This window comes from Vulcanisaeta moutnovskia 768-28 (genome assembly GCF_000190315.1).
GTDB lineage: Archaea > Thermoproteota > Thermoprotei > Thermoproteales > Thermocladiaceae > Vulcanisaeta > Vulcanisaeta moutnovskia.
This window is the reverse complement of sequence record NC_015151.1, coordinates 412,167-433,346: the sequence shown is the minus strand read 5'-3', so window position 1 is coordinate 433,346 and position 21,180 is coordinate 412,167. Positions and strand designations below refer to the sequence as shown.

At 40.8% G+C, this 21,180-nt stretch carries 22 protein-coding genes; 11 read left to right on the top strand and 11 right to left on the bottom strand.

What is annotated here, in order from left to right:
- Nucleotides 1-53 precede the first annotated feature (53 nt).
- Complete coding sequence (locus VMUT_RS02335) at nucleotides 54-1,235, top strand: glutamyl-tRNA reductase (protein ID WP_013603820.1); 1,182 nt, start codon at nucleotides 54-56, stop codon at nucleotides 1,233-1,235.
- Here the strand turns inward: VMUT_RS02335 and hemL are convergent.
- Nucleotides 1,232-2,512 (bottom strand): glutamate-1-semialdehyde 2,1-aminomutase, encoded by a 1,281-nt coding sequence (hemL, locus tag VMUT_RS02330; RefSeq protein ID WP_013603819.1) that lies wholly within the window; start codon nucleotides 2,510-2,512, stop codon nucleotides 1,232-1,234. The genes VMUT_RS02335 and hemL overlap by 4 nt on opposite strands.
- A gap of 86 nt (nucleotides 2,513-2,598) precedes the next feature.
- On the opposite strand from hemL, the gene VMUT_RS02325 reads away from it, so the two are divergent.
- Complete coding sequence (locus VMUT_RS02325; RefSeq protein WP_013603818.1) at nucleotides 2,599-3,153, top strand: nucleoside-diphosphate kinase; 555 nt, start codon at nucleotides 2,599-2,601, stop codon at nucleotides 3,151-3,153.
- 316 nt (nucleotides 3,154-3,469) lie between these two features.
- Here the strand turns inward: VMUT_RS02325 and VMUT_RS02320 are convergent, their stop codons facing one another.
- Nucleotides 3,470-5,080: a hypothetical protein gene (locus VMUT_RS02320; protein ID WP_013603817.1), complete on the bottom strand. Its 1,611-nt coding sequence runs from the start codon at nucleotides 5,078-5,080 to the stop codon at nucleotides 3,470-3,472.
- Nucleotides 5,081-5,190: 110 nt separating this feature from the next.
- Nucleotides 5,191-6,246, bottom strand: coding sequence for a glucose 1-dehydrogenase (locus tag VMUT_RS02315; protein WP_013603816.1), 1,056 nt, complete (start codon nucleotides 6,244-6,246; stop codon nucleotides 5,191-5,193).
- A 169-nt stretch (nucleotides 6,247-6,415) separates the two neighbouring features.
- Here VMUT_RS02315 and VMUT_RS02310 point away from each other — a divergent pair, with 169 nt between their 5' ends.
- Entirely contained in the window at nucleotides 6,416-7,165 is a 750-nt protein-coding gene (locus VMUT_RS02310) for a cyclase family protein (protein WP_013603814.1), read from the top strand.
- A 13-nt stretch (nucleotides 7,166-7,178) separates the two neighbouring features.
- Here VMUT_RS02310 and VMUT_RS02305 read toward each other — a convergent pair whose 3' ends face one another.
- Both VMUT_RS02305 and VMUT_RS02300 read right to left on the bottom strand, forming a co-directional pair.
- Nucleotides 7,179-7,754: an NUDIX hydrolase gene (locus VMUT_RS02305; protein WP_237699689.1), complete on the bottom strand. Its 576-nt coding sequence runs from the start codon at nucleotides 7,752-7,754 to the stop codon at nucleotides 7,179-7,181.
- Nucleotides 7,755-7,821: 67 nt separating this feature from the next.
- Nucleotides 7,822-8,847 carry a 2-hydroxyacid dehydrogenase gene (locus VMUT_RS02300; RefSeq protein WP_013603812.1) on the bottom strand — a complete coding sequence of 342 codons (1,026 nt, stop codon included), beginning with the start codon at nucleotides 8,845-8,847 and terminating at the stop codon, nucleotides 7,822-7,824.
- A gap of 78 nt (nucleotides 8,848-8,925) precedes the next feature.
- Between VMUT_RS02300 and VMUT_RS02295 the strand changes: the two genes are divergently transcribed.
- Entirely contained in the window at nucleotides 8,926-9,189 is a 264-nt protein-coding gene (locus VMUT_RS02295; protein ID WP_013603811.1) for a DUF504 domain-containing protein, read from the top strand.
- A 4-nt stretch (nucleotides 9,190-9,193) separates the two neighbouring features.
- Here VMUT_RS02295 and VMUT_RS12590 read toward each other — a convergent pair whose 3' ends face one another.
- Both VMUT_RS12590 and dph5 read right to left on the bottom strand, forming a co-directional pair.
- Nucleotides 9,194-9,382, bottom strand: coding sequence for a hypothetical protein (locus VMUT_RS12590; RefSeq protein ID WP_148224630.1), 189 nt, complete (start codon nucleotides 9,380-9,382; stop codon nucleotides 9,194-9,196).
- A 98-nt stretch (nucleotides 9,383-9,480) separates the two neighbouring features.
- Nucleotides 9,481-10,317 carry a diphthine synthase gene (gene dph5, locus VMUT_RS02285; protein WP_013603810.1) on the bottom strand — a complete coding sequence of 279 codons (837 nt, stop codon included), beginning with the start codon at nucleotides 10,315-10,317 and terminating at the stop codon, nucleotides 9,481-9,483.
- A 53-nt stretch (nucleotides 10,318-10,370) separates the two neighbouring features.
- Here dph5 and VMUT_RS02280 point away from each other — a divergent pair, with 53 nt between their 5' ends.
- Complete coding sequence (locus tag VMUT_RS02280) at nucleotides 10,371-11,618, top strand: NADP-dependent isocitrate dehydrogenase (protein ID WP_013603809.1); 1,248 nt, start codon at nucleotides 10,371-10,373, stop codon at nucleotides 11,616-11,618.
- Nucleotides 11,619-11,667: 49 nt separating this feature from the next.
- Here VMUT_RS02280 and VMUT_RS02275 read toward each other — a convergent pair whose 3' ends face one another.
- The gene (locus VMUT_RS02275) at nucleotides 11,668-12,558 is read right to left on the bottom strand and encodes a carbon-nitrogen hydrolase family protein (protein WP_013603808.1); all 891 of its coding nucleotides are present in this window, start codon (nucleotides 12,556-12,558) and stop codon (nucleotides 11,668-11,670) included.
- Between the two features lie 88 nt (nucleotides 12,559-12,646).
- On the opposite strand from VMUT_RS02275, the gene VMUT_RS02270 reads away from it, so the two are divergent.
- Genes VMUT_RS02270 through VMUT_RS02260 form a run of 3 tightly spaced genes read left to right on the top strand, consistent with a single transcriptional unit; the run spans nucleotide 12,647 to nucleotide 14,417 of the window.
- A complete protein-coding gene (locus tag VMUT_RS02270; RefSeq protein ID WP_013603807.1) occupies nucleotides 12,647-13,516 on the top strand; it encodes an NAD+ synthase in 870 nt (289 codons plus the stop codon).
- A 32-nt stretch (nucleotides 13,517-13,548) separates the two neighbouring features.
- A complete protein-coding gene (locus tag VMUT_RS02265) occupies nucleotides 13,549-14,064 on the top strand; it encodes a hypothetical protein (RefSeq protein ID WP_013603806.1) in 516 nt (171 codons plus the stop codon).
- On the top strand, nucleotides 14,064-14,417 hold the full coding sequence (locus VMUT_RS02260) for a hypothetical protein (protein ID WP_048056822.1): 354 nt from the start codon (nucleotides 14,064-14,066) through the stop codon (nucleotides 14,415-14,417). Before VMUT_RS02265 ends, VMUT_RS02260 begins: the two co-directional genes overlap by 1 nt.
- Here the strand turns inward: VMUT_RS02260 and moaA are convergent.
- Both moaA and VMUT_RS02250 read right to left on the bottom strand, forming a co-directional pair.
- Nucleotides 14,386-15,357 carry a GTP 3',8-cyclase MoaA gene (gene moaA / locus VMUT_RS02255; RefSeq protein ID WP_013603805.1) on the bottom strand — a complete coding sequence of 324 codons (972 nt, stop codon included), beginning with the start codon at nucleotides 15,355-15,357 and terminating at the stop codon, nucleotides 14,386-14,388. The two genes, VMUT_RS02260 and moaA, sit on opposite strands and share 32 nt — an antisense overlap.
- Nucleotides 15,358-15,412: 55 nt before the next feature.
- Nucleotides 15,413-16,522, bottom strand: a complete 1,110-nt coding sequence (locus VMUT_RS02250; RefSeq protein WP_013603804.1) for a DNA topoisomerase IV subunit A — start codon at nucleotides 16,520-16,522, stop codon at nucleotides 15,413-15,415.
- An 80-nt stretch (nucleotides 16,523-16,602) separates the two neighbouring features.
- Between VMUT_RS02250 and argF the strand changes: the two genes are divergently transcribed.
- From argF to VMUT_RS02235, 3 genes are all read left to right on the top strand, one after another.
- A complete protein-coding gene (gene argF, locus VMUT_RS02245) occupies nucleotides 16,603-17,544 on the top strand; it encodes an ornithine carbamoyltransferase (protein WP_013603803.1) in 942 nt (313 codons plus the stop codon).
- 81 nt (nucleotides 17,545-17,625) lie between these two features.
- On the top strand, nucleotides 17,626-19,536 hold the full coding sequence (locus VMUT_RS02240; protein ID WP_013603802.1) for a S16 family serine protease: 1,911 nt from the start codon (nucleotides 17,626-17,628) through the stop codon (nucleotides 19,534-19,536).
- A 9-nt stretch (nucleotides 19,537-19,545) separates the two neighbouring features.
- Nucleotides 19,546-20,166: a hypothetical protein gene (locus VMUT_RS02235; RefSeq protein WP_013603801.1), complete on the top strand. Its 621-nt coding sequence runs from the start codon at nucleotides 19,546-19,548 to the stop codon at nucleotides 20,164-20,166.
- Between the two features lie 23 nt (nucleotides 20,167-20,189).
- On the opposite strand, the gene VMUT_RS02230 is transcribed toward VMUT_RS02235, so the two are convergent.
- Nucleotides 20,190-21,011, bottom strand: coding sequence for a mechanosensitive ion channel family protein (locus VMUT_RS02230; protein ID WP_048056821.1), 822 nt, complete (start codon nucleotides 21,009-21,011; stop codon nucleotides 20,190-20,192).
- Nucleotides 21,012-21,180 lie beyond the last annotated feature (169 nt).

Here is a 21,180-nt window from a genome sequence, read left to right as displayed (position 1 = left end):
TCACCTGAAACAATGCTTAAATTAGTATTATATTTAATGCTTGATGATTATGAATGGTTAAGGTTAAGGCATTGGTAATGACTTATCGGGATTACGACCTCAATACATTAGCTAAGGCCTATTTCACAAATGATGAATTAGTTAAGTTGTATAAATTCTATGACTCAGTAATAGCACTAGAGACTTGCAACAGGATTGAGTTTTACCTAGATGGGGATGAGGATGAGGATATACTAATTAAGTTAATTAATGAGAGGGCTGGGATTAAGCCTAGGATTCTCTATGATTTAGATGCCGTTAAGCATTTATTATTAGTAACGGCAGGCCTCGACTCGATGTTTTTAGGAGAAAGGGAGATACTGTCCCAGGTTAAGAGGGCTTATGGTGTAGGTAAACCGTCATTAAGGCTAAGGATATTGTTTGAATCAGCAATTAGGTTTGGGGAGAATTTTAGGCGTAAGTATGATCTTTACGATATATCATTCGTGAAGTTCCTGTCGGACTACATAATAAGGAGTATAAGTAAGGACAGTAATGTGCTTATCATTGGTGGTGGTGAGGTTGCCAGGGGTATTGCTAGGGAGCTTATTAAGAGCGGTTATAGTAACATAACAGTCATAAATAGGACTCTGGATAAACTTAGGTATGAATTTGGAAACTCAATAAGGCTATTGGGTCTTGAATCATTAATGAGTGAACTAACGTCTAATAAATACGACATACTAATTACTGCAGTGTCAGTACAATCACCACTAATTAACCTCAATGCAACTGACTATTCACTGCCAAACCTGGTAATTGATGTTTCAACTCCAAGTGCCATTAAGGTGCAGGGCAACGGTCATGTCAGGATTATTAGGCTTGAGGATTTGAGGGAACCCTATCTAAAGTATGTTAATGGTAGGAGCAATATAATGGAGAAACTGTCGGAGATCAATAATGAGACTGAGAGAATAATGAGATTAATTATGCGTAGTGATGCTGATGAGGTAATTAGGGATGTTATGAGGTTTGTTGAGAATATCAGGGAGGAGGAAGTTAAGGAGACGCTAAATGCATTAAGAAGGAGTGATAATGTTGAGGCCATTATTGATGCCATGAGTAGGTCCTTGGTTAAGAAGATCATGCATAACTATTTAGAAAATATGAGGAGGTACGCGGAAGTAGGTGATGAGACTACCGTTAAGAAATTAAGGAGTTATTTAATGGAAGTAGTAAAGGAAAATGACAATTAGACCTGCTTAAGGACCTTAGCAGCATCCTCCATGTGCCTTAATGTCTCCTCAATTATTTCAGTGGTATGGCTTGAACTCGTGAAAACAGCCTCAAACTGGCTGGGCGCTATGAAGATTCCACGCTTCAATAACTCCTCGTGGAGCTTAAGGTACTGCTTTGCATTTGATTTACTGGCTGTTTCATGGTCAATAACTTCACCCCTAGTGAAGAATACCTGTAACATGGTTGGTACCCAATTAATCACATGGTCAATACCTAGTCTACTAAGTATGTCATTAAGCCCTTCAGCTAACCTACGTGATGCGTTAATAGCAATATCATAGGCATTCGTGGTTTCAAGAACCTCTATAGTGGCTAACCCAGCAACCATTGATATTGGGTGTCCATTAAATGTACCGGCATTAAAAACGGGGCCCTTTGGTGATAATAATTCCATTATTTCATCACGAGCGCCCACAGCACCCACTGGGAATCCTCCGCCAATTATCTTGCCCAGTGTAGTTATGTCGGCACTAACGCCGTAATATCTCTGAGCACCACCAAGGCCAAGTCTATAGCCAGTGACCACCTCATCAAGTATTAATAAGGCTCCGTACTTATCCGCGATTTCCCTAAGTCCCTTCAGGAAACCCTCCCTGGGTGGTATTACCCCATAATTAGCCATTACAGGTTCAACAATTATTGCGGCAACATCATTACCCTCGTTCCTCATTATTCCTTCCACACTATCTAAATCATTGTACTTAGCCACAAGAGTTAATTTAGCTACATCCTCAGGTACTCCGGCCGATGAAGGAGTTCCAAAATGCGCTGCCGCACTACCTGCCTTAACTAGCACGTAATCAATGGCACCATGATAACAACCCTCAAACTTCAATATCTTTCTGCGTTTAGTATATCCACGTGCTAACCTAATCGCTGCTGAGACGGCCTCACCACCACTATTAACAAACCTAACCTTCTTTATACTTGGAAAATGAACCACTATTTTCTTCGCTAGCGCTACCTCAACCTCCGTTGGTGCTCCATAAAGCCAGCCTTTGCCTAGGTGCTCCATCACTTGCTTAACAACAGGCTCTGGGGAGTGACCGAGAATTAATGGACCGTAACCAAGCACGTAATCTATCAATCGATAACCATCCACAGTAAAGAGATATGGACCCTTACCTTCCTTCACAAAGAACGGGTATGGCTTAATCGCGGCCCTAACAGGACTATTAACACCACCAACAAGAACCCTCTGTGCCTCTCCATATAACCTACTGGACTCACTCATCAAGTTCCTAAATCAATTGCCCCATTAAGCTTTACTTCCCTAGGATCATAAAACTTTAAAGAGCATTAGTGTTATCGATTCGTAATATGATTGAGAGAACACTGGTAATAGTAAAGCCGGATGCCGTTAAAAAGGGATTGATTGGAGAAATAATCAACAGGTTCGAGAGAGCTGGATTAAGGATTATTGCCATGAAAATGATAAGGCTAAGCAAGGAGGGGGCAGCCAAGTTCTACCCAAGTGACGAGAATTGGCTACGCTCAGTGGGTAGTAAGTCCCTGAAGTCCTACTCAGAGATTGGGAAGGATCCAAAGGTTGATTTGGGCACTGACGATCCAGTGGAGATTGGGAAGATAATTAGGGGTTGGCTCGCTGACTACCTATCAATGGGTCCAATAGTCGTAATGGCTCTCGAAGGCAATAGAGCCGTTGAAGTTGTTAGGAAGATCGTCGGCTCAACAACACCATACTCATCACCACCAGGCACAATTAGAGGAGACTACTCAGTGGATAGCCCAGACCTGGCGAACCTAGAGAAGAGGGCGTTATTCAACCTAGTGCATGCAAGTGATAGTCCTAAGGAAGCTGAAAGAGAAATTAGATTCTTCTTCCGTGAGGATGAATTCGTGGATTACTCTTAATCCAATGACAATACTAAAAGTAAAATCACTAAACTTACAAAAGGGCTAGAAAATACTTCCTAACAATTCAGTCATGATTTCAGCCATGATGATGCTATATATTGTCCGTATGTTACGTCCGAGTTAATAATTTACCTACATAGATTGCCACTTCATGTAATGATTGCGGTATAATATCTATGCTCCACTGTGTCTGTAACCATATCGTCTCTGTATTACATAGGTAGCCTTAACCTAATGCTCATCAAGCCAGGCTATTCGGGACCGTTATTTAACTTATATCTAACTTATTAGCCATGGTCATCATGAACAGCGTTTAACCGCCACAAATATACGGTATATACACTGTGCGTGATGAAATCCCCGTTATGGCGTATGGACTTTGTGAACTCAGCATGGAAACATTATGATTTACTTGTGACAATGCACCTGGATTGTATTGGAGTACCCATAATAGCTTTGCCCAGATTATTTCGTAGTTGTAAATCCACTCGGTGCATGGGATGTCTCGAATAGAAGTTACTAGGTTAATGCCAAGTTCATTGTAGAATGTGGCTTTTTGCTGGGTGTTGAGGCCTTGTGGTAACACCCACTCATCAGCGTCCTCTGCAAAGGCAACCATGTAGGCTTGATTAGCCTGCTGGTTACCACCCATGTAAAACCACCAGGTATTGTTAACCACAGCAGTATTAGTAGTCGGTGCCGTATTCTTGTAAATAATCTCCGTAGACGATGGAGATTCGATGTACTCCACCGGTAATGCCATGACTATACCACTAGCCCCAAAGTTTACAGTGAATGACTTAACATAATTAGGCGATGTTGATAATACCGGTTTTGCTCCACTTTCATACTCAAGGTATGAATTGACGGGTATCCCCAGATACGAATTATAACCGTTTTGATAATCGAACCACCCTGGATTATGGTCCATTGTACCTATGAAGTAGTTTATGTAGCCGTCATTATTGATAATCGTGCTTGATGACACATAAGCCATCCACGCGGCGGTAGCTACGGGATAGTACGGTCCAGCACCGGCTGGTTTATACGGCTCCCCAGTCCCATTAAACACGAATATGCATGCATCGTAGAAGAAGGTGCCATTACCATCACTGAAAGCTTCGGTACTAACACCACCATAATAGGGTTGGTAATCAAAGACCACACCACTCAAGCTACTAGCCTCCTGAACATACTCCTGACAAGGGTCGATGTTCGTCAATAACGCACTTTGCAGTCCATACGGTCCATAAATACCGAGAGATAATGCTTGGCTTATTTCAGCTTTGTGTCTCCATACATCAATTACACCTTGGTAGTAATTAACCATGCCGACCACGTCCTTAGCCTCATAACCACTACCGAATACCAAGGCATTCCTACCTTCAAAGACCGATACATAATAACCACTAATAGCCGGGTACACCACTACTCTTTCATTATAAGCCCTAGCCCACGCCAATGCCAGGGTCTCTACAATAACGAAATCTTTAGATACATCGGTTGTATGGATAATTACTAAATCATCATGATTAATCAATCTCTCAATTAGTTTAAAGATTATGGAATTAGTATTTACCTGGACTATACCACTCTTATTAATAATGAGACTTTGTTCAATCAGAGACCAATCAATAAGCACAGCACTACCGTTTGGTAAGGTTGATAATTGATTTATGGTTATTAATTTAATCAGAGATCCATTAACGCCAGCATTTATAAGTCCCTGTACTAACGTCGTCGGTCCGACTACATAGATCGGCATGTCAATGTTAATTGACGATGCAACATTAACTGCACTGGGATCCACCTGGCTGTCAGCTTTTGCTGATGTACCACTAGCGATGGAAAGCAGGAAGATTGATGCTAAGAAAGCAACGATGACCATTAAGGCTATCGTAAACACTCTTAGATTAAGAACCATTAATTCCTAGATCATTGAAACCTTAATAAAGTTTAATCAATCTAGATGAGAACTATTAATGAAGAGGTATTCCTCATTGTAGGCTAATCATGGACTGGTCAAATCGTGGTTTATAAACTCCTTATTTGGATCACGGACTTTATATCCTCATGACCCCAGTTATATGCGTATTCATACTCATCAAGTGTTACCTCCTTAGTTATTAACTTCCTAACCCAACCTCCAAACTCGAACTTAGCCTTAACGAGGTCCGCAACACCCATTTCGAAAGCCCCTATACTGGCATTGGTCGCACCAATAATTAATTTATTCCTTCTCCAATCATCCAGTAACGGCCTAATATTAACATTCTTACTATCTAGATATATCCCCAGTAACACTGCCACGCCATCAGCCCCTAGATGCCTTAGTGCATCGTATGCCGCGCTTGTTGAGCCCGTTGCCTCAATTACTATGTCGAAATCACCATTTATTTGATCAATGTTCGTATTAACATAAGTTGCGCCTATCTCCCTAACAAGCTTCGCCTTGAGACTGTCGTAGGGTCTCGTAGCTGTTACCGTTATGTCAGCGAAATCCCTAAGTCTCATAACCATTAATGCCAACATACCAATAGGCCCAGCACCCATTATCAAAACCCTCCTTGGACTCCAGGACTCGAACCTAGCTTTACCAAGCCTCAATGCCAAGTCAATGCCCTTCTCAACAATGCTTAGGGGCTCCGTAAGCACAGCAACGTCGATGGCCTCCTTAGGTACCTTAACAAGGTACTGGGAATCCGTTACAGCGAACTCAGTGGCGAATCCGTGCAAGTACCATATGCCGTGCTCCGCATATGTACCTCTTGGGCAGTAATCCACCTCAGTTATTGGTAGGGTGCACGTTGTCGGTCTCCTTACTGTTGGTACGACTATGTCACCGACACTCACGTTATCAACATCGTCACCAAGCTCAACAACCTCAGCCACAGACTCATGACCAAGGATAAGGTACTCCTCACCCGGTGGTGGCGCACCGTACCTTCCCTCAATGATATCCTTATCAGTACCACAAACACCTACCTCAATTGGGCTCAATAGGACTTGGTATCGCTTTGGTGATGGCTTAGGCATATCCCTTAATGCCAATGAATCCTTAACCAATGGAATTACCGTAACGGCCTTCATCAATGGTCATGGATGTATTCCTCTTAATAAACCAGATATGTGTAGTGTTTTCAATTCATTAATAATCGTTAAATCATGTTTAAACACTCTAAGGGGTTTAATCACTATATAGGTTATTGAGCCACTAGAGGAAATGCGTATTAAGTCCATAGTATATAATTAGCACGGTATGTCGCAAACCCTAAAGGAGTTAATTAATCAGTTAATGAGTAAGAAACTCATACTAATAGACCTAACCCACGAACTATATAATGGAATGCCCACTTACCCTGGTGACCCACCCTTTATGCATGAGTACATTAAGGTTGGGAGAAGTTACGGTGAATCAACACTATCAAAAATATCTGCAGGGTTACACAGTGGTACACACATAGACTTACCACGACATTTCGTACCAAATGGCTTAACTGCAGAGTCATTACCATTAATGGATTTCATGACTTACGGCGTAGTACTTGACCTAAGTTACAAGAGATATGGTGAAGCCATCACTGTGGATGACCTGAGGAGATTCGATGATAAGATAAAGCGTAATTACGCAGTAATGCTCTACACAGGCTTCTCTAAAGCCTGGGGTACTGAGGAATTCCTCTATAATTGGCCATATTTGGATAGATCCGGAGCCGATTACTTAGTAAGCAAGGAAATTAGAGTTGTGGGTATTGAGGCACTGAGTATAGCTGGTTGGCCGGGTAAGGAGGGTTATCCATACCCACCCAGAGTTCCTAAGGATGATGTTGCCTACGTGCATTATAAATTACTGTCAAATGGCATATACATAATTGAGGGCGTTACTAACCTAGATAGTGCATTAAGTACATGCAAGAATGGTGAGGGATTATTCATATTCATGCCACTTAAGATCAGAGGAGCTGAGGGTTCACCATTACGGTTAATAATGGTGTGCGAGCCTAGATAATTCATGGAAGCACCTAGTCAATGTCTCTTGGATCCTTTGGTAGGTTTATGCTGAAGGCCTCTTTCAGTAATCTGCGTAGTATTCTGTAAGTCATGCCCCATATTATTACGTCTTCCATAATTATTGCAGGTCTTGGAAAACCCTTTATATTAACATTTATATTAACATGCTTGGTAATGTCATCAATCCTTAGCCAAAATACCTTTGATAGTTCGGTTTTATTTATCGTTAATTTAGGATTACAATCCCTTAGCGAGAATATTACGGGCGCCACACTAATGTTCGGTGCATTACTTGGTGAGAAAAAATCTAAAACACCCAATAAATCGGCATCCCTAATAAGGTCAAGCCCCACTTCTTCCCTGGCCTCCCTAATCGCAGTCTCCACTAAATCGTTATCCTTACTTGGATTAAATCTACCGCCAGGGAATGCCGCATCGCCACTCCATGGATCCGTCGGATTCTCCGTTCGCTTACCTATGAGGATTGCATTAAGGCAGGGATTATAAATAACAGCTACTGCAGCCCATAAATGCTTATTATCCGGAATTGGCCTATTATTCTTCGTAACTTTCCTTAATCTTGCCACATTATATGACTCCATAATTATTTCTTAGTGATCTATGCCTAAACTAATAAATGCTATTCACCATAACTCATATCAAGGCCTGTAATGGTCTAATTGAGAGAACCTCAGGATTAGCTAAGTAAAGGGGTCTTTTTCCCATTAATACATTAATGAGGTTTCTAACCGCGATTTCCGCCATTCTCTCCCTTGTTTCATAAGTCGCAGACCCTATGTGTGGCGTTAATACAACGTTATCAAACTTAGTTAATTCGTGCGTGCTTGGTAAGGGTTCCTCCTCAAACACGTCTAATGCGGCACCTGCTATCCAACCTTCCTTAAGTGCCTTAACTAAGGCATTGGTATCCACAATGTCGCCCCTAGCCACGTTTATTAGGTAGGCAGTTTTCTTCATGAGCCTTATTCGCTCTTCATTAATTAAGTGTCTGGTCTCTGGAGTTGCGGCTATTGTTATTACCACGAAGTCTGACTCACTAAGTACTGACTCAAGGGGTCTATACTCAATACCGAGTGCAAATTCTATGTGTGGTTTCCTAGTCCTTGACCAATAAATAACCTTCATATCAAATGCCTTGGCTCTCCTGGCCAATGCCGTACCAATATTACCTAAACCCACTATACCCAATGTGGCATTATGAATCTCAGTTCCGAGAAGCCAACCCCATTTATCATATATACCGCCTATTCTGACAAGCCTATCGCCCAGGACTATCTTCCTGCCCAGTGCTATTAATAGGCCCATTGCCAGGTCAGCCACGGCCTCAACAAGCACCTCAGGTGTATGCGTTACGTAAATTCCCTTCTCGGTGGCTGCCTTAACGTCTATGTGATCAACACCAACGCTATACGTACTAATCACAAACAACTTCTCTGCCTCATTAAGTAGGGATCTATCAATGACATCGCCTAAAGTCACAATGGCACCAACACAATTCTTAAACACGTCAATCCAAACCTCTCTTGGTGGTGATGCTTGTTTACCCCACATAGGTCCTGTCTCTTTCCACATCCTAATCTCCACTGGTAACTTATTGAGCTCTGTGTATATTATTGAGGGTAAGTTACTCCTACTTATGAATACGCAGGGACCGACCATCACTAATCGCTAGATCGACTACTTAATTAAGATTTCATTGCATAGTCAGTATTAAATAATAATGCTCCTCCTTCCAAAATGATTGTGGTAACTATAAGGGATATACTCAATAAATTAAAGTGGACTAACCAGTTAGACAATTACGTGCTCATCTACATATCAAGAGGATCACCTAACAATGAGGAGGTTCTGGAATTATCTAGGATAACCGTGATAAGTAGGGATGGATTTATGTTCGTAAGTAAGGACGGTAGGGAAACGTATATACCCTATCATAGGGTTGTAGAGATTAGGAGAAAGGATAATGGCACAGTAATATTCCGTAGGAATGTACCTCATTGATGAGTTATGGATCGTCGATTTCATCCCTATACCTCAGTATTACTGCATTTATGCGCTCATGGAATAGCTTTATGAGTGATCTTCTCGTAATAATAATCGTGTATATACTCAGTAGCGTAATCAACGAATAGGTAATAAACCACTTAAGGCCTTGCTCTATGCCTTTCGCGATAAATACATTATTCAGTTTCACAAGGATTGTGAAATTCAGTTCCTTATAAACTATATTCCGAAAAATATCAATAAATCTACCGAGTAACTTAAGAAATTTCAAGGAATAATTATGAACAATCATTTATTTTCCACAGTAAGACTATGAATAAATCTTTGATGATTATCAACGAAATCCTTACTCGCATTTAACACATGGACTAAATAGTCAACCTCCACGGGATTTAATAACCCAGGTATGACGATAGTATGTGGAGTATCACCAATATCGGGCACATTATTTACTGTGGAAACGACAATCCTATGATCAACCCAGCCCAGCCTAGCCACATAAATAACCAACAACCTCTCATTAACAATGCCTAGTTTCCTCTCCTCCTCTAACCTCCTGAGTATATCAACCGCCTCATTAGCACTCATAAAGCCTTCATCATCCCGAATATCAAGTAATAATATCGTGTGCAGCCCACGTTTAAGATTGTCGCCCAACACATCGTAAGCCCTAGTACTAAGCACGCCCATTCTAGGGTAGGTCACTGTGGCTATGGAACCCAGTTTATACGGTGATAAACCAAGCTGACTAAGTAATGCACAAACTATGCTTACTGAATTCACAATCTTAACATTAAAGCCATGTCTCTTGGCAATTACGGCAATTGCCGCATGTGTCGTGGCTATCATGGGATCACCAAAAACAAGAAGTGCAGCATCATGCCCCCTTTCTAACTCCCTCATTATGACATCACCATTCCTATTCTCTAGGTCCTCCCTTGAAACTAGGATTAAATCATTCCTAATACTTCTCAAATAGTTCATGAATTCTACGGGACCCTTTGACGTATAGGTTTCCAGGAAAACCACATCGACGAGCCTCATGACCTCTAACGCTTCAGTTGTAATATTCCTAGGGCTTAGTCCAAGACCAGTAATGTATAATGTTGGTCCTCCTCTACTCACATTATTCCTCGATTATTGAAAGATTTAAAAACGTAGTAATTACGTAAATAGAGATGGCATCTAGGATTAAGATACCGGAGGATGGGGAACCAATCGTGGTTCAGGGCGGTATCTGGAATGTCCCCAATAAGCCACTAATTCTTTATATTGAAGGTGATGGAATAGGACCCGAAATAACGAATGTGGCTATTAAGGTAATTAATAAGGCCGTTGAAAGGGCTTACGGCAGCTCAAGAGAGATTAAGTGGGTTAAGGCCTATGCAGGTGAAGAGGCTGAGAAGATATACGGTAATAGATTCCCGGAGGAGACCATAAACCTCATCACGAAGTACAGGGTCATCCTGAAAGGACCACTGGAGACACCGATTGGCGGTGGTTGGAGGTCAATAAACGTGGCCATTAGGATGCTCCTGGATGCATATGCCAATGTCAGGCCTGTTAAGTACATGCCTGGCTTAGAATCACCACTTAAACACCCTGAGAGGGTTGATCTAGTGATCATTAGGGAGAACACTGATGATCTATACAGGGGTATTGAGTGGAGTTGGGATAGTCCGGAGGCCGTTAAGTTGAGGAAGTTTCTTAAGGAGGAATTAAAGGTGGAACTTGAGGATGACACTGGAATAGGCATTAAACCCATCAGTAAGTATAAGACACAGAGAGTTGCTAGGTTTGCCCTTAAGTTCGCCATTGAGAATAAGAGGAGGTCCGTAACAATAATGCATAAGGGCAATATCATGAAATACACCGAGGGTGCCTTCAGGGAGTGGGCCTACGAAGTAGCCCTTAAGGAATTTAGGGATTACATAGTTACTGAGGAGGAGATGAATAAGCAGTATGGTGGTAAAGTACCACCTGGTAAATTACTCGTTAATGATAGAATTGCCGATAACATGTTCCAGCAGATAATCACAAGACCTGAGAGTTACGACGTAATACTGGCGCCCAACCTAAATGGTGATTACATAAGTGATGCCGCTGGAGCCCTCATAGGCGATATTGGAGTACTTGGTGGCGCGAATGTTGGTGATACTGGCGGCATGTTCGAGGCAGTGCATGGTACAGCGCCTAAGTACGCTGGTAAGAATGTGGCTAATCCAACGGGTATAATTAGGGCTGGTGAGTTAATGCTCAGGTTTATGGGTTGGAGGGAGGCTGCAGACTTAATTGATAGGGCGATAACAGAGGCCATTAACCAGAAGAAGGTTACTCAGGACCTGGCCAGGTTCATGGGTGTTCAACCATTAGGTACTAAGGAATTCGGTGATGCATTAATAGAGATAATTAATCAACTAAAGTAATGAATTAGTACTATTATTTAAAAATTGAATTAGTATTTCATTGTATGTATTAATAATTACTGACTGTCGTTACCTCCTTCTCTTTAGCCTTGATTATTGGTAGTTTTGGATTTAAGTACTCAGTGAGTGCCTTTACTACGAGATCCACATCACTTGGATCAAGGTCCTTAAGTATTGGCCTATGACTCCTATAATTAGCAATATCACTCGGATCTACCTCAATAGTTTTCACATCCTCTTCGTAATACTTAGCCTTAATGAGAACATTACCTAGTGGATTAACTACGTGACTACCTCCAAAGAATCCAAGTCCATCATACTGCCCAACCGTATTAACATAGACTGTGTATGCCACGTTCTCCAGTGCCCTAGCTATCATGAATGTTTCAAAATGAAGTCTAGACATATCGGGTGCGGCGCTTATGTATACATGAACCTCGGCACCCCTAAGCATCATAACCCTCGAAACCTCTGGATAGAAAGCATCATAGCATATCGCTATCCCAACTCTATGTCCGTTAATATTAATAACGGGTATGTCACCCTTGCCAATCCCAAAATACCTATACTCATCAAATATGCCATACGATGGTAAATGCCTCTTCCTATATACTGCTAATACTCCATTAGGGCCTACGGCAACTGCTGTATTATAAAGTACGTGAGTATCCTCATCCCTCTCAGCAAATCCAGCAATCACGTGACAATTTCTCCTTCTAGCCTCCATGGCTAATTTCGTAATGGTCTTGCCACTTATCGGCTCGGCAATTTGGAAGAACATATCCTTAGACATGTAACCTGGTAAGTAAAGCTCCGGCGTCACTATTAGATCTGCCCCATCACCTACACAGAGTGTTTCCATGGCCTTAATTAACCTGCCCAGGTTAAAGTCCACGTCACCCAACTTACTGCTATATTGAAGCAGGTGTATCCTAAGCATTAATTAATAATGAGCGCGGGGAATTAAAAATACAAACTCCATTTTGTAAAATGAGTAAGCAATATAAGTCATTAATGACTGAACCCATGTGCCTAGAATAACACTTGAAAACCTAGTACGCATTGATTATGATTACGTAACACAGAGAATAATTGATTTCATTAGGTCATATGTTAAGGATTCAGGGGCCACCGGTGCCATTATAGGTCTTAGCGGTGGTGTTGATTCCAGCGTTACGGCATACCTACTCGTTAAGGCATTGGGTAAGGATAACGTTATTGGCTTAATACTACCATATAAAACAACGCCACCTGAGGATATAAGGGATGCTAAGTATGTTGCTGAAAACCTGGAGATCAAGTATTACTATATAGACATTGGTAAAATAAGAAATGCCTTCGTTGAGTCAATACCTGTGTTTGATGAAAGTGATAAAATAGCGACCGGAAACCTCCTTCCAAGGATTAGGATGACCATACTTTATTACTTTGCCAATAGATTTAACAAGGTCGTGGTTGGTACTGGAGATAAGAGCGAATTGTTAATTGGGTACTTCACGAAGTATGGCGATGGTGGCGTCGACATATTACCAATAGGTGACCTATACAAGACACAGGTTAGGTACCTAGGTAAGTACCTGGGCTTGCCGGATAGCATTGCCTTCAAGCCTTCAAGCCCAAGGCTTTGGGAGGATCAGACGGCTGAGGGTGAGCTTGGAGTGAAGTATGAGGACATTGATGTAATTTTGCATGCACTTATTGATTATAGGATGAACACCGAACAGGCGGCTGAGGCCACGGGCAAGCCTATCGAGCTTGTACAGACCGTATGGCGTAGGGTATTGAATACTGAGCATAAGAGGAAGATGCCAATAGTTCCCAGGATTTCCATGAGAACCCTTGGTATCGACTGGAGAATGCCAGTGAATAAGACCGGTGTAAGCGAATTCATGGAATAAGCCTTATAATTTAACGTTTCTTATTTCCTTAAATGAATAGGCCACTCTGGCATGTCATTGAGGATCCAGCATACATCATTAATTTATATGCGGGCATTGTAATAACTCTCATGCTTATTGGCGCCATAGTCATCTTCATAATAACTCAATCAATAATTGATGTAGTACTCGTATCATTACCACCAATATTCATTGCGTTAATAATGGTTGCTGCCAAGAAAGCCATTAAGAGGAATGAGGTGATAATGTATGCAGATCGATTCATAGCCCTAAGGGGTTCCGAGAGGATTGAATTATCATTATTTCAAATAACTAGGGTGAGGATAAGGCCCGTAATTAATACTGTTAGAATTATAAACATGAGATTAATACCAATACCCTCAATACCTAGGTTCAACACCTGGTCCATTACCTTTATGTCTGGTAATAATGAGATTATTAAAGTGTGGATAAATGAGAATGAACTTGATAAGTTAAGGGCAGTTATTAGGAAATTATGCACTGAGAGATCGATATGCATAAATATTGAGAATACAATGCCCATTTAATGAGTATTACAATAAGGGCGGGACCCGTAGATAATGTGCACATTGAAACCACGTTCTCAGCAATATGTCCGGTGGATCATAGTGTTGATAATTACAACCTTGAAATAGATTATAAGCCGTTATGTCGCAATAATGAGTGTATCTATATAGAATTGAATAGTCTTAGGGAATACTTAGACGGATTTAAAGGCAGGATTGTATATCACGAGGACTTAATTAATGAATTAATAAATGAGTTAGTGAAGGTTCTATCTCCCATCGAAATAACAGTGACACTTACAAGTAATTATAGGGGCATTAAGTACGTAATAAGGCGTAGTATTAGTACACGAGGTTCCCAATACGCACCTTAATCCTTATTCTACTTAAATCACCTGATGAACCCTCTACAAAATTAGGCTTCCTAAGTGAATTTGCATAGATCATAGCCTTCATTAAGCCCTCTCTATCCCTAGTTCTTATATATGGCCATAGATCAACCACGGGTTCCTTATATAAGCAGGTCTTCAATTTACCATCACTTGTTAACCTCATTGTTGTGCAGCCTGCGCAGAACGTTGGGTTATTATAGTTCTTTACAATCTCAACCCTAACGCCATCAACCTCGTATAACGGCCTATTATGAAGGTCCTTCCTCGTTCCTAGTAATTTACCATGCTTATTTAACCAATTTATTATATCGCTTAGGTCGTCATAATATCTGGCAAATACGGGAAAGCCCTCGCCCATGGGCATCAACTCTATTAATTGAAGGACGAAGCCATACTTAGCGGCGAATCTTATCATCATTGGTATTTCATTTGTGTTCAATCCTCTTAAGGCAACAACATTCAGTTTTATCTGCCTAAAGCCCAGTTTACTCACGTAATCAATATTCTCAAGAACCTTATTCAGGGCATCAACACCAGTTATGAAACTGTACTTCCTTCTATCTAATGAGTGGAGCGATATATTTAATCTACGTAAACCATGAGAAAGCAAATCCTCAGCATATATATCAAGGAAATACCCATTTGTCGTTAACGAAAGATCCTTAGGACCAATCCTGCTAATCTCGTCTACGACCTTTACAATGTCCTTACGCAGTAATGGCTCACCACCAGTTATCTTGAAATCATCAACACCTAAATCCTTGGCCACAGAAGTCACGAAACCAATATCCTCAGCACTTAACTCCCTACTTAGAAATTTGCCCTGACCCTCAAAGTGGCAGAAAATACATCTATAATTACATACGCTGTTCACCACAATCCTGAGTTTCAACCAAGGTCTTCCATAATTATCAATTAGCATTATACGGCATAGCCTAATTGCGCATTTAAAATCATTATTCCTGCATTAATTGGGCTTAATCAATAAACTTACCACCATGAATCTTATCAGTTAAGTAATCATGAAGAAACCTCAAACCATGTGTTGATAAAGCCTCAATCTCAACCTTCTTCTTAGTTCTTAGGAAAAGCTCAATTTCCTTCTTCCAATGGTCACTCTGGAACCAGGGATACCTAATGAGCTCCTGAGCCCTCTTCAAATCCCTATCCGTAGCCTTTATCACATATTCATCGCTTATCTTATAAGTACGTATGTCCGTTGCCGTAACACCCACGAACTTAGCCTCAGGGGTTGCCAACCTATCGCTCTCGTAGCTAAGCTTTATCGAACCACTCTTATAGACACTATATATATACCACCCGTATGGATCGCCATCAGTCAATATATAGATGGGTAATCCATACTCCTCATTAAGTCTCCTAACAAACCTCCTGGTAGCCCTATCAGGCATACCCTTAGCCGTAATTAATAAACAACTCTCCTTATTCCAGAAACCCTCCCTATTAAGCCTCTGAAATATTGCATCCTTCTCTATGACTAATACGTAATTGGCCTCGACCTTAACAATATCGAGATCATCAGGATTCGGCGGAAGACTTAACGCAGTATCACCAAGCTTTGTTGCATCTATCTCAAACCCCTTAGACCTTACAATTATTGGGCCCACGACCTTACCCTTAACATCAGCTGAAAGCCCCATCTCCTCCCTGAGCATTCCAGTGGCTACTTCAATATCCTCAATAACAGCATTTGATTCTGACTGTTCATCCCATGTGTTCTCCCTAATAACCTTATTGATTATGTCCGCCTTAAACTCCATCGTATGTTTACCATTATAGTAGAGATCCCTTATTGTTGGGTAAACACCCTCCCTAATCGCTTGAACAATAAGCCTAAGCATTAGCATTGTCTGCATGAACCTCTTAGATTCCTTAAGATCGAGGAATCTCCTCTTTAGTTTTTCTGGACCAAGTACAAGCATCTTCTTCTTAGAGTCCCATATAGTATTACTTAATGTTCGTGATGGTATTTCAAGAACAGGTTCCTCATTACTAAGTATCTTATTTGTTACTGAATCTCCCCAATTCTCAAGAACCTTAAGTACCTCATCCCTATTCCTAGCCACGACACATGACAAAGCACTTACTATAAAAACTTAACGCCGTGAGGTCATGCTTTAATAACCCCTATCAATAATACATTACCGTGACAAACGTAAGAGCACTCAAGGGTAGGGACTACATAACACTTATGGACTACACAACCGATGAAATCAAGTACTTACTAAACCTCTCCAGAGACCTTAAATCAAGGTATTACCAAGGTGAGCGGTATAACGATATACTGAGGGGCAGGACTCTCTTAATGATCTTTGAAAAACCAAGTACGAGAACCAGGGTAAGTCTTGATGCGGCTGCAACTCAGTTGGGAATGCATGTCATTTACTCAAATCCGCAGGAGCTTCAGCTAGGCCGTGGAGAGACCATTGCGGATACCGCGAGGGTTGTTGATAGGTTCGTGGACGCCATCGCAGCCAGGGTGTATAAGCATGAGTCATTAATCGAGATGGCTAAGTACGCCGTAGTACCTGTTATAAATGCCTTGAGCGATAAAGAGCATCCATTACAGGCATTGGCAGATGCATTAACCCTATGGGAAGTAAGGAGCAGACTTGAGGGATTAAGAATTGCTTTTGTTGGTGATGGTGATAATAACATTGCCCACTCTCTAATGATAATAGGCGCTAAACTTGGTTGGGAGGTTAGGATAATATCACCTAGAAAGTACTGGCCCACTAAATTTGCTGAGTTGCTTACGGAAGATACGAGGAGGACTGGTGCGAATATCATGATTAGTGATAATACTGAGGACGTGAGAGGGGTTGATGCGGTGTATACGGACGTTTGGGTTAGTATGGGTATGGAGACTGAGGCCGAGGAGAGGAAGAAGGTATTTAGGTCCTATCAAGTCAATGCTGAATTAATGAGGAAGGCAGGTCCTCAAGCTGTCTTCATGCACTGCCTACCCGCACATAGGGGTGAGGAGGTTACTGATGATGTTATTGATGGGCCACAAAGTGTAGTTTGGGATCAGGCGGAGAATAGGCTGCACACGGCTAAGGCCGTGTTAATATCACTATTAGCGTGAGAATTTACAATTACTCATTTAAATTAATTCGATTAGTGAAGTGTGTAAGTTTTATTAATCAAGGGAGCATCATCACATTGTATGGTCAAAGACCTTAAGATAGTAAGTATCATAATACTGATGGCGTTGGTCCTAGTACTAAGTTCGTTAATAATTGGATTGGCAGATGAGTGGCAGCAAATCGTCGTATATACTAGGTCATTGACTGTGCATGCATTAGCTGTGTCCTCAAACAATAGTGGTGCTATTATAAATATAACAATAACGGCAATAAAACCAGGCTCAGGTTATGTATATGTTGCCTCAAGCCCACTACCAACTGCTGAAAGTGGTACGTTCTTATCATCATCCCAAATAGCCGCATTGGTCGCCACATACTTAGCAAATCAACCATTTAACGAGTACAATTTCTTAATAAACGTTGAACCAACAACCCTCGAAATTGGTGGTCCATCAGCAAGTGGCTATATGACGGTCGCAATGTGGGCATTAATAACGAATCACACGTTAAATCCTGATGTTGTGATGACCGGCATGATATTACCCGACGGTTCAATAGGTCCAGTGGGTGGCTTACCGTCCAAGATTGAGGCAGCGGCTCAGGAGGGTTATGAAATAGTGTTGATACCGTATGGACAACAAATATATCAGACCAGTAGTGGTCAGGTGATTAACTTAATAAGTTATGGAAAGAGTTTAGGTGTTGATGTAATACCCGTAATGGATGTTAGACAAGCCATTTATTACTTCACGGGTGCCAATCTCTCAATACCATCAGTATCAACACAAGTACTTAAGAATCAGGCTTATGTCAATGTTACGGAATTCCTATGGATGAGGATATACGATAGGATAATTAGCACGGGTGCCATTAACTCCACAGATCCTAATGTCACTAATTACATTAAGAAGGCGATTAATTACGGAAATCAGAGCATGTACTATACCGCAGCAAGTCTTGGATTTCAGGGATTAATTAATTATTACCAAGACGAAATGCAGAACTATACAAGCCAGCAGCTAAGTGGGTTACTTAATCAATTGAACATTGAATTACAGAACTATGAAAATACACTACAGCATTATAACGTGACTACAGCCAACATAGATATAATAATTGGAATATATGATAGGATCTTTGATGCACAACAATCATTGAGTGCCGCGGCTCAGGACTTATCAAGTAATGATATCAGTGACGCAATAAGTAACTTGGCTTATGCGAAGGCTAGGATAGAGACACTGGGTGATTGGTTAGCAGTACTGAATGCAATAAAGGGTGGAGCACCATTATCAGAGTTTTACCTTGAGGATTTAACAAGCATGTACCTGGTATATGCACAATCAATAACCGAGTACACACTCTCATTATCAAGTGCGGTTGGAGTATCTAGTGTTCTTCAGGGTATGAATTCAATAACTCAAGAGGTTCAGGAAGCACAAAATAATTACCAAAATGGCCTCTATCCACTAGCTCTTGCGCAAAGTCTTGATGTTATATCGAGTAATGACGCCATGCTACATCTATTATTTACGCCGATAATAAACGGAGAAATAAACACTGGGTATCTGGTTAATGTTACGGATTACGTCAAGGAGCTAGCAATATTCAATACATATGAGGCAGAGAATAGGTGCGGCTTATTCCCCATGCTTGCAGTATCATACATAGACTTCGGCAACTACTACCTAACCAGGTATAATTCAACCGGTAATATTAATGACCTAACAGCCGCATTGCAACTCTATGAACTAGCAGCCTCATATTCACAGGCTCTTTATGAATTGGCTTCCTCAACGAATTCCTGTAGTATTTCATTCACGATATCGAGCATAGTACCAATAAATGCAAGTAATGCCTCATTAAATGTTGCGCCTAATCAACCAATAAGTTATAACACAGTACCCCTTGCCGTGGGGATCGCATTAATAGCACTTGCGGTAGGTGTTGCTGTATTCTCAATAAAAAGCCTAAAAGCAACTCAAACTTAATCCTGGTAAATGAATATAATACCAATATTAATAATGGATTTATTCGTAAGCTTCATAAGTAATGCAGTGCCATTCTTCGGTGAGGCATATACAGTGTACGCATCACTAACCTTACTTAGTACTAAAGCATCGACCCTATATATAGCCTTAGCAATTATTATAACGGCATTAGGTGCGACAGTCTCTAAGAACGTATCATACATTCTAGGCTATGCATTACGAAGACCCCTCAAACGAACCAGCGCCGTGAAACTAATAATACTATTATCTAATAAGGCGCCATTATGGATACTAGTAATAATCTTGGCTGCATTACCGGGATTGCCCCTTGATGATTACCTATACATAGGCACCGGGGCTGCATTAATAAGTCCATTAAGATTAAATGCGTACGTACTCATTGGTAAAATAATAAAGAGTTCAATAGAAATACCAATAGAACTTCTCCTCTTCTCATCATTATACGGCATATTAAGACCAAGCATTGGCCTAACCACGTTCCAGATAATCATGGCAATTACATTTACAGCATTAGCCTTCATAATATTCAGGATTGATTGGATAAAAATATACATAGAACTTCAGAATAGGATTAGTGTATTACCAAGAATAAAAAATGAAGATTTTTAATGGAGTAAAATTCATCGATTCTATTATGTCTGCACAATCTTTTTAGCGAGAGCATAAATTAACGGTATTACTATTATGCCAAAGGCAATTGCTAGACCCCATGCCATAGCGTATATTATCTGTGTTATGTTAGCGAAGGGCTGCACGATTATGGCCACAGTGACTAGTATGAATATTGCGTAAAGTATTAACCTCGCATAGCCAAGTATATCCTTCATCTCTGGGTGTTCCTTACTAATGTCGTTAATTGCCTTATTAACGATGCTGAAGCTGAATAGTAGGATTATCGATGCTATTATTATATCGTAGAATAGGTATGGGCTTATGTTAGGTATCCAATAGAAAATGGCTAGGTTAGCCGCTATCGTTATTATCACTGCGTAAAGACCGAACCTAAGTACATTAATTATCGTTGCAAGTAACTCATCTGTAATACCCATCTTCTTCTGCATATAGTCGACCAATAAGTCAACAAGTAATAAGCCCAGTGTCAGCAATATAATGGCACCGGCAAGCGATGGCAGGTACTTAGCGATCATTGCAACCCAAACCGTGGCAGGTCCAAGACTCAACACTGAGAAGGCTATAGCAAGCGCTATCAGAATTATGAAGGCCTCAACGGCACCAGCAATAATACCAACAATCTCAGGGCTCAAACCAGCCTGCTTGATCAATGATGGCAGGAGCTTTTTAATTACCCTGGCTACAACAACGGCTATTGCATAACCTATTAGTGCTATTATTATGAAGAGTATTATCGATGGTATAGCAAGAATTAACTCACTCAACATACTGGACAAGGCACTGGATATGGACGTAGTTGCTTGGAGTATAAAATCTGTCATTAGGTAATATATTCTTTGAGAACTTTTTAAGTATTATGTGAATATTAAGATTGAAATATTATTAAAGGCCATATTTAAAGATAAAGGTTTGAACTAAAAGTACGATAGTATTAACAATAGAGATAGTGAAATAAGTACGAACTAACATAATTAAATTAAGGCGCACAGC

Excerpts from the sequence above, each read along its gene's own strand:
- VMUT_RS02280 (WP_013603809.1), top strand. The coding sequence starts at position 10,371 with ATGGCATCTAGGATTAAGATACCGGAGGATGGGGAACCAATCGTGGTT.
- VMUT_RS02260 (WP_048056822.1), top strand. The coding sequence starts at position 14,064 with ATGAGTATTACAATAAGGGCGGGACCCGTAGATAATGTGCACATTGAA.
- VMUT_RS02230 (WP_048056821.1), bottom strand. The coding sequence starts at position 21,011 with ATGACAGATTTTATACTCCAAGCAACTACGTCCATATCCAGTGCCTTG.
- hemL (WP_013603819.1), bottom strand. The coding sequence starts at position 2,512 with ATGAGTGAGTCCAGTAGGTTATATGGAGAGGCACAGAGGGTTCTTGTT.
- VMUT_RS02320 (WP_013603817.1), bottom strand. The coding sequence starts at position 5,080 with ATGGTTCTTAATCTAAGAGTGTTTACGATAGCCTTAATGGTCATCGTT.
- VMUT_RS02300 (WP_013603812.1), bottom strand. The coding sequence starts at position 8,847 with ATGGTCGGTCCCTGCGTATTCATAAGTAGGAGTAACTTACCCTCAATA.
- VMUT_RS02275 (WP_013603808.1), bottom strand. The coding sequence starts at position 12,558 with ATGCTTAGGATACACCTGCTTCAATATAGCAGTAAGTTGGGTGACGTG.
- VMUT_RS02265 (WP_013603806.1), top strand. The coding sequence starts at position 13,549 with ATGAATAGGCCACTCTGGCATGTCATTGAGGATCCAGCATACATCATT.
- VMUT_RS02240 (WP_013603802.1), top strand. The coding sequence starts at position 17,626 with ATGGTCAAAGACCTTAAGATAGTAAGTATCATAATACTGATGGCGTTG.
- VMUT_RS02335 (WP_013603820.1), top strand. The coding sequence starts at position 54 with ATGGTTAAGGTTAAGGCATTGGTAATGACTTATCGGGATTACGACCTC.
- moaA (WP_013603805.1), bottom strand. The coding sequence starts at position 15,357 with ATGCTAATTGATAATTATGGAAGACCTTGGTTGAAACTCAGGATTGTG.
- VMUT_RS02310 (WP_013603814.1), top strand. The coding sequence starts at position 6,416 with ATGTCGCAAACCCTAAAGGAGTTAATTAATCAGTTAATGAGTAAGAAA.
- VMUT_RS02315 (WP_013603816.1), bottom strand. The coding sequence starts at position 6,246 with ATGAAGGCCGTTACGGTAATTCCATTGGTTAAGGATTCATTGGCATTA.
- VMUT_RS02325 (WP_013603818.1), top strand. The coding sequence starts at position 2,599 with ATGATTGAGAGAACACTGGTAATAGTAAAGCCGGATGCCGTTAAAAAG.
- VMUT_RS02235 (WP_013603801.1), top strand. The coding sequence starts at position 19,546 with ATGAATATAATACCAATATTAATAATGGATTTATTCGTAAGCTTCATA.
- VMUT_RS02295 (WP_013603811.1), top strand. The coding sequence starts at position 8,926 with ATGATTGTGGTAACTATAAGGGATATACTCAATAAATTAAAGTGGACT.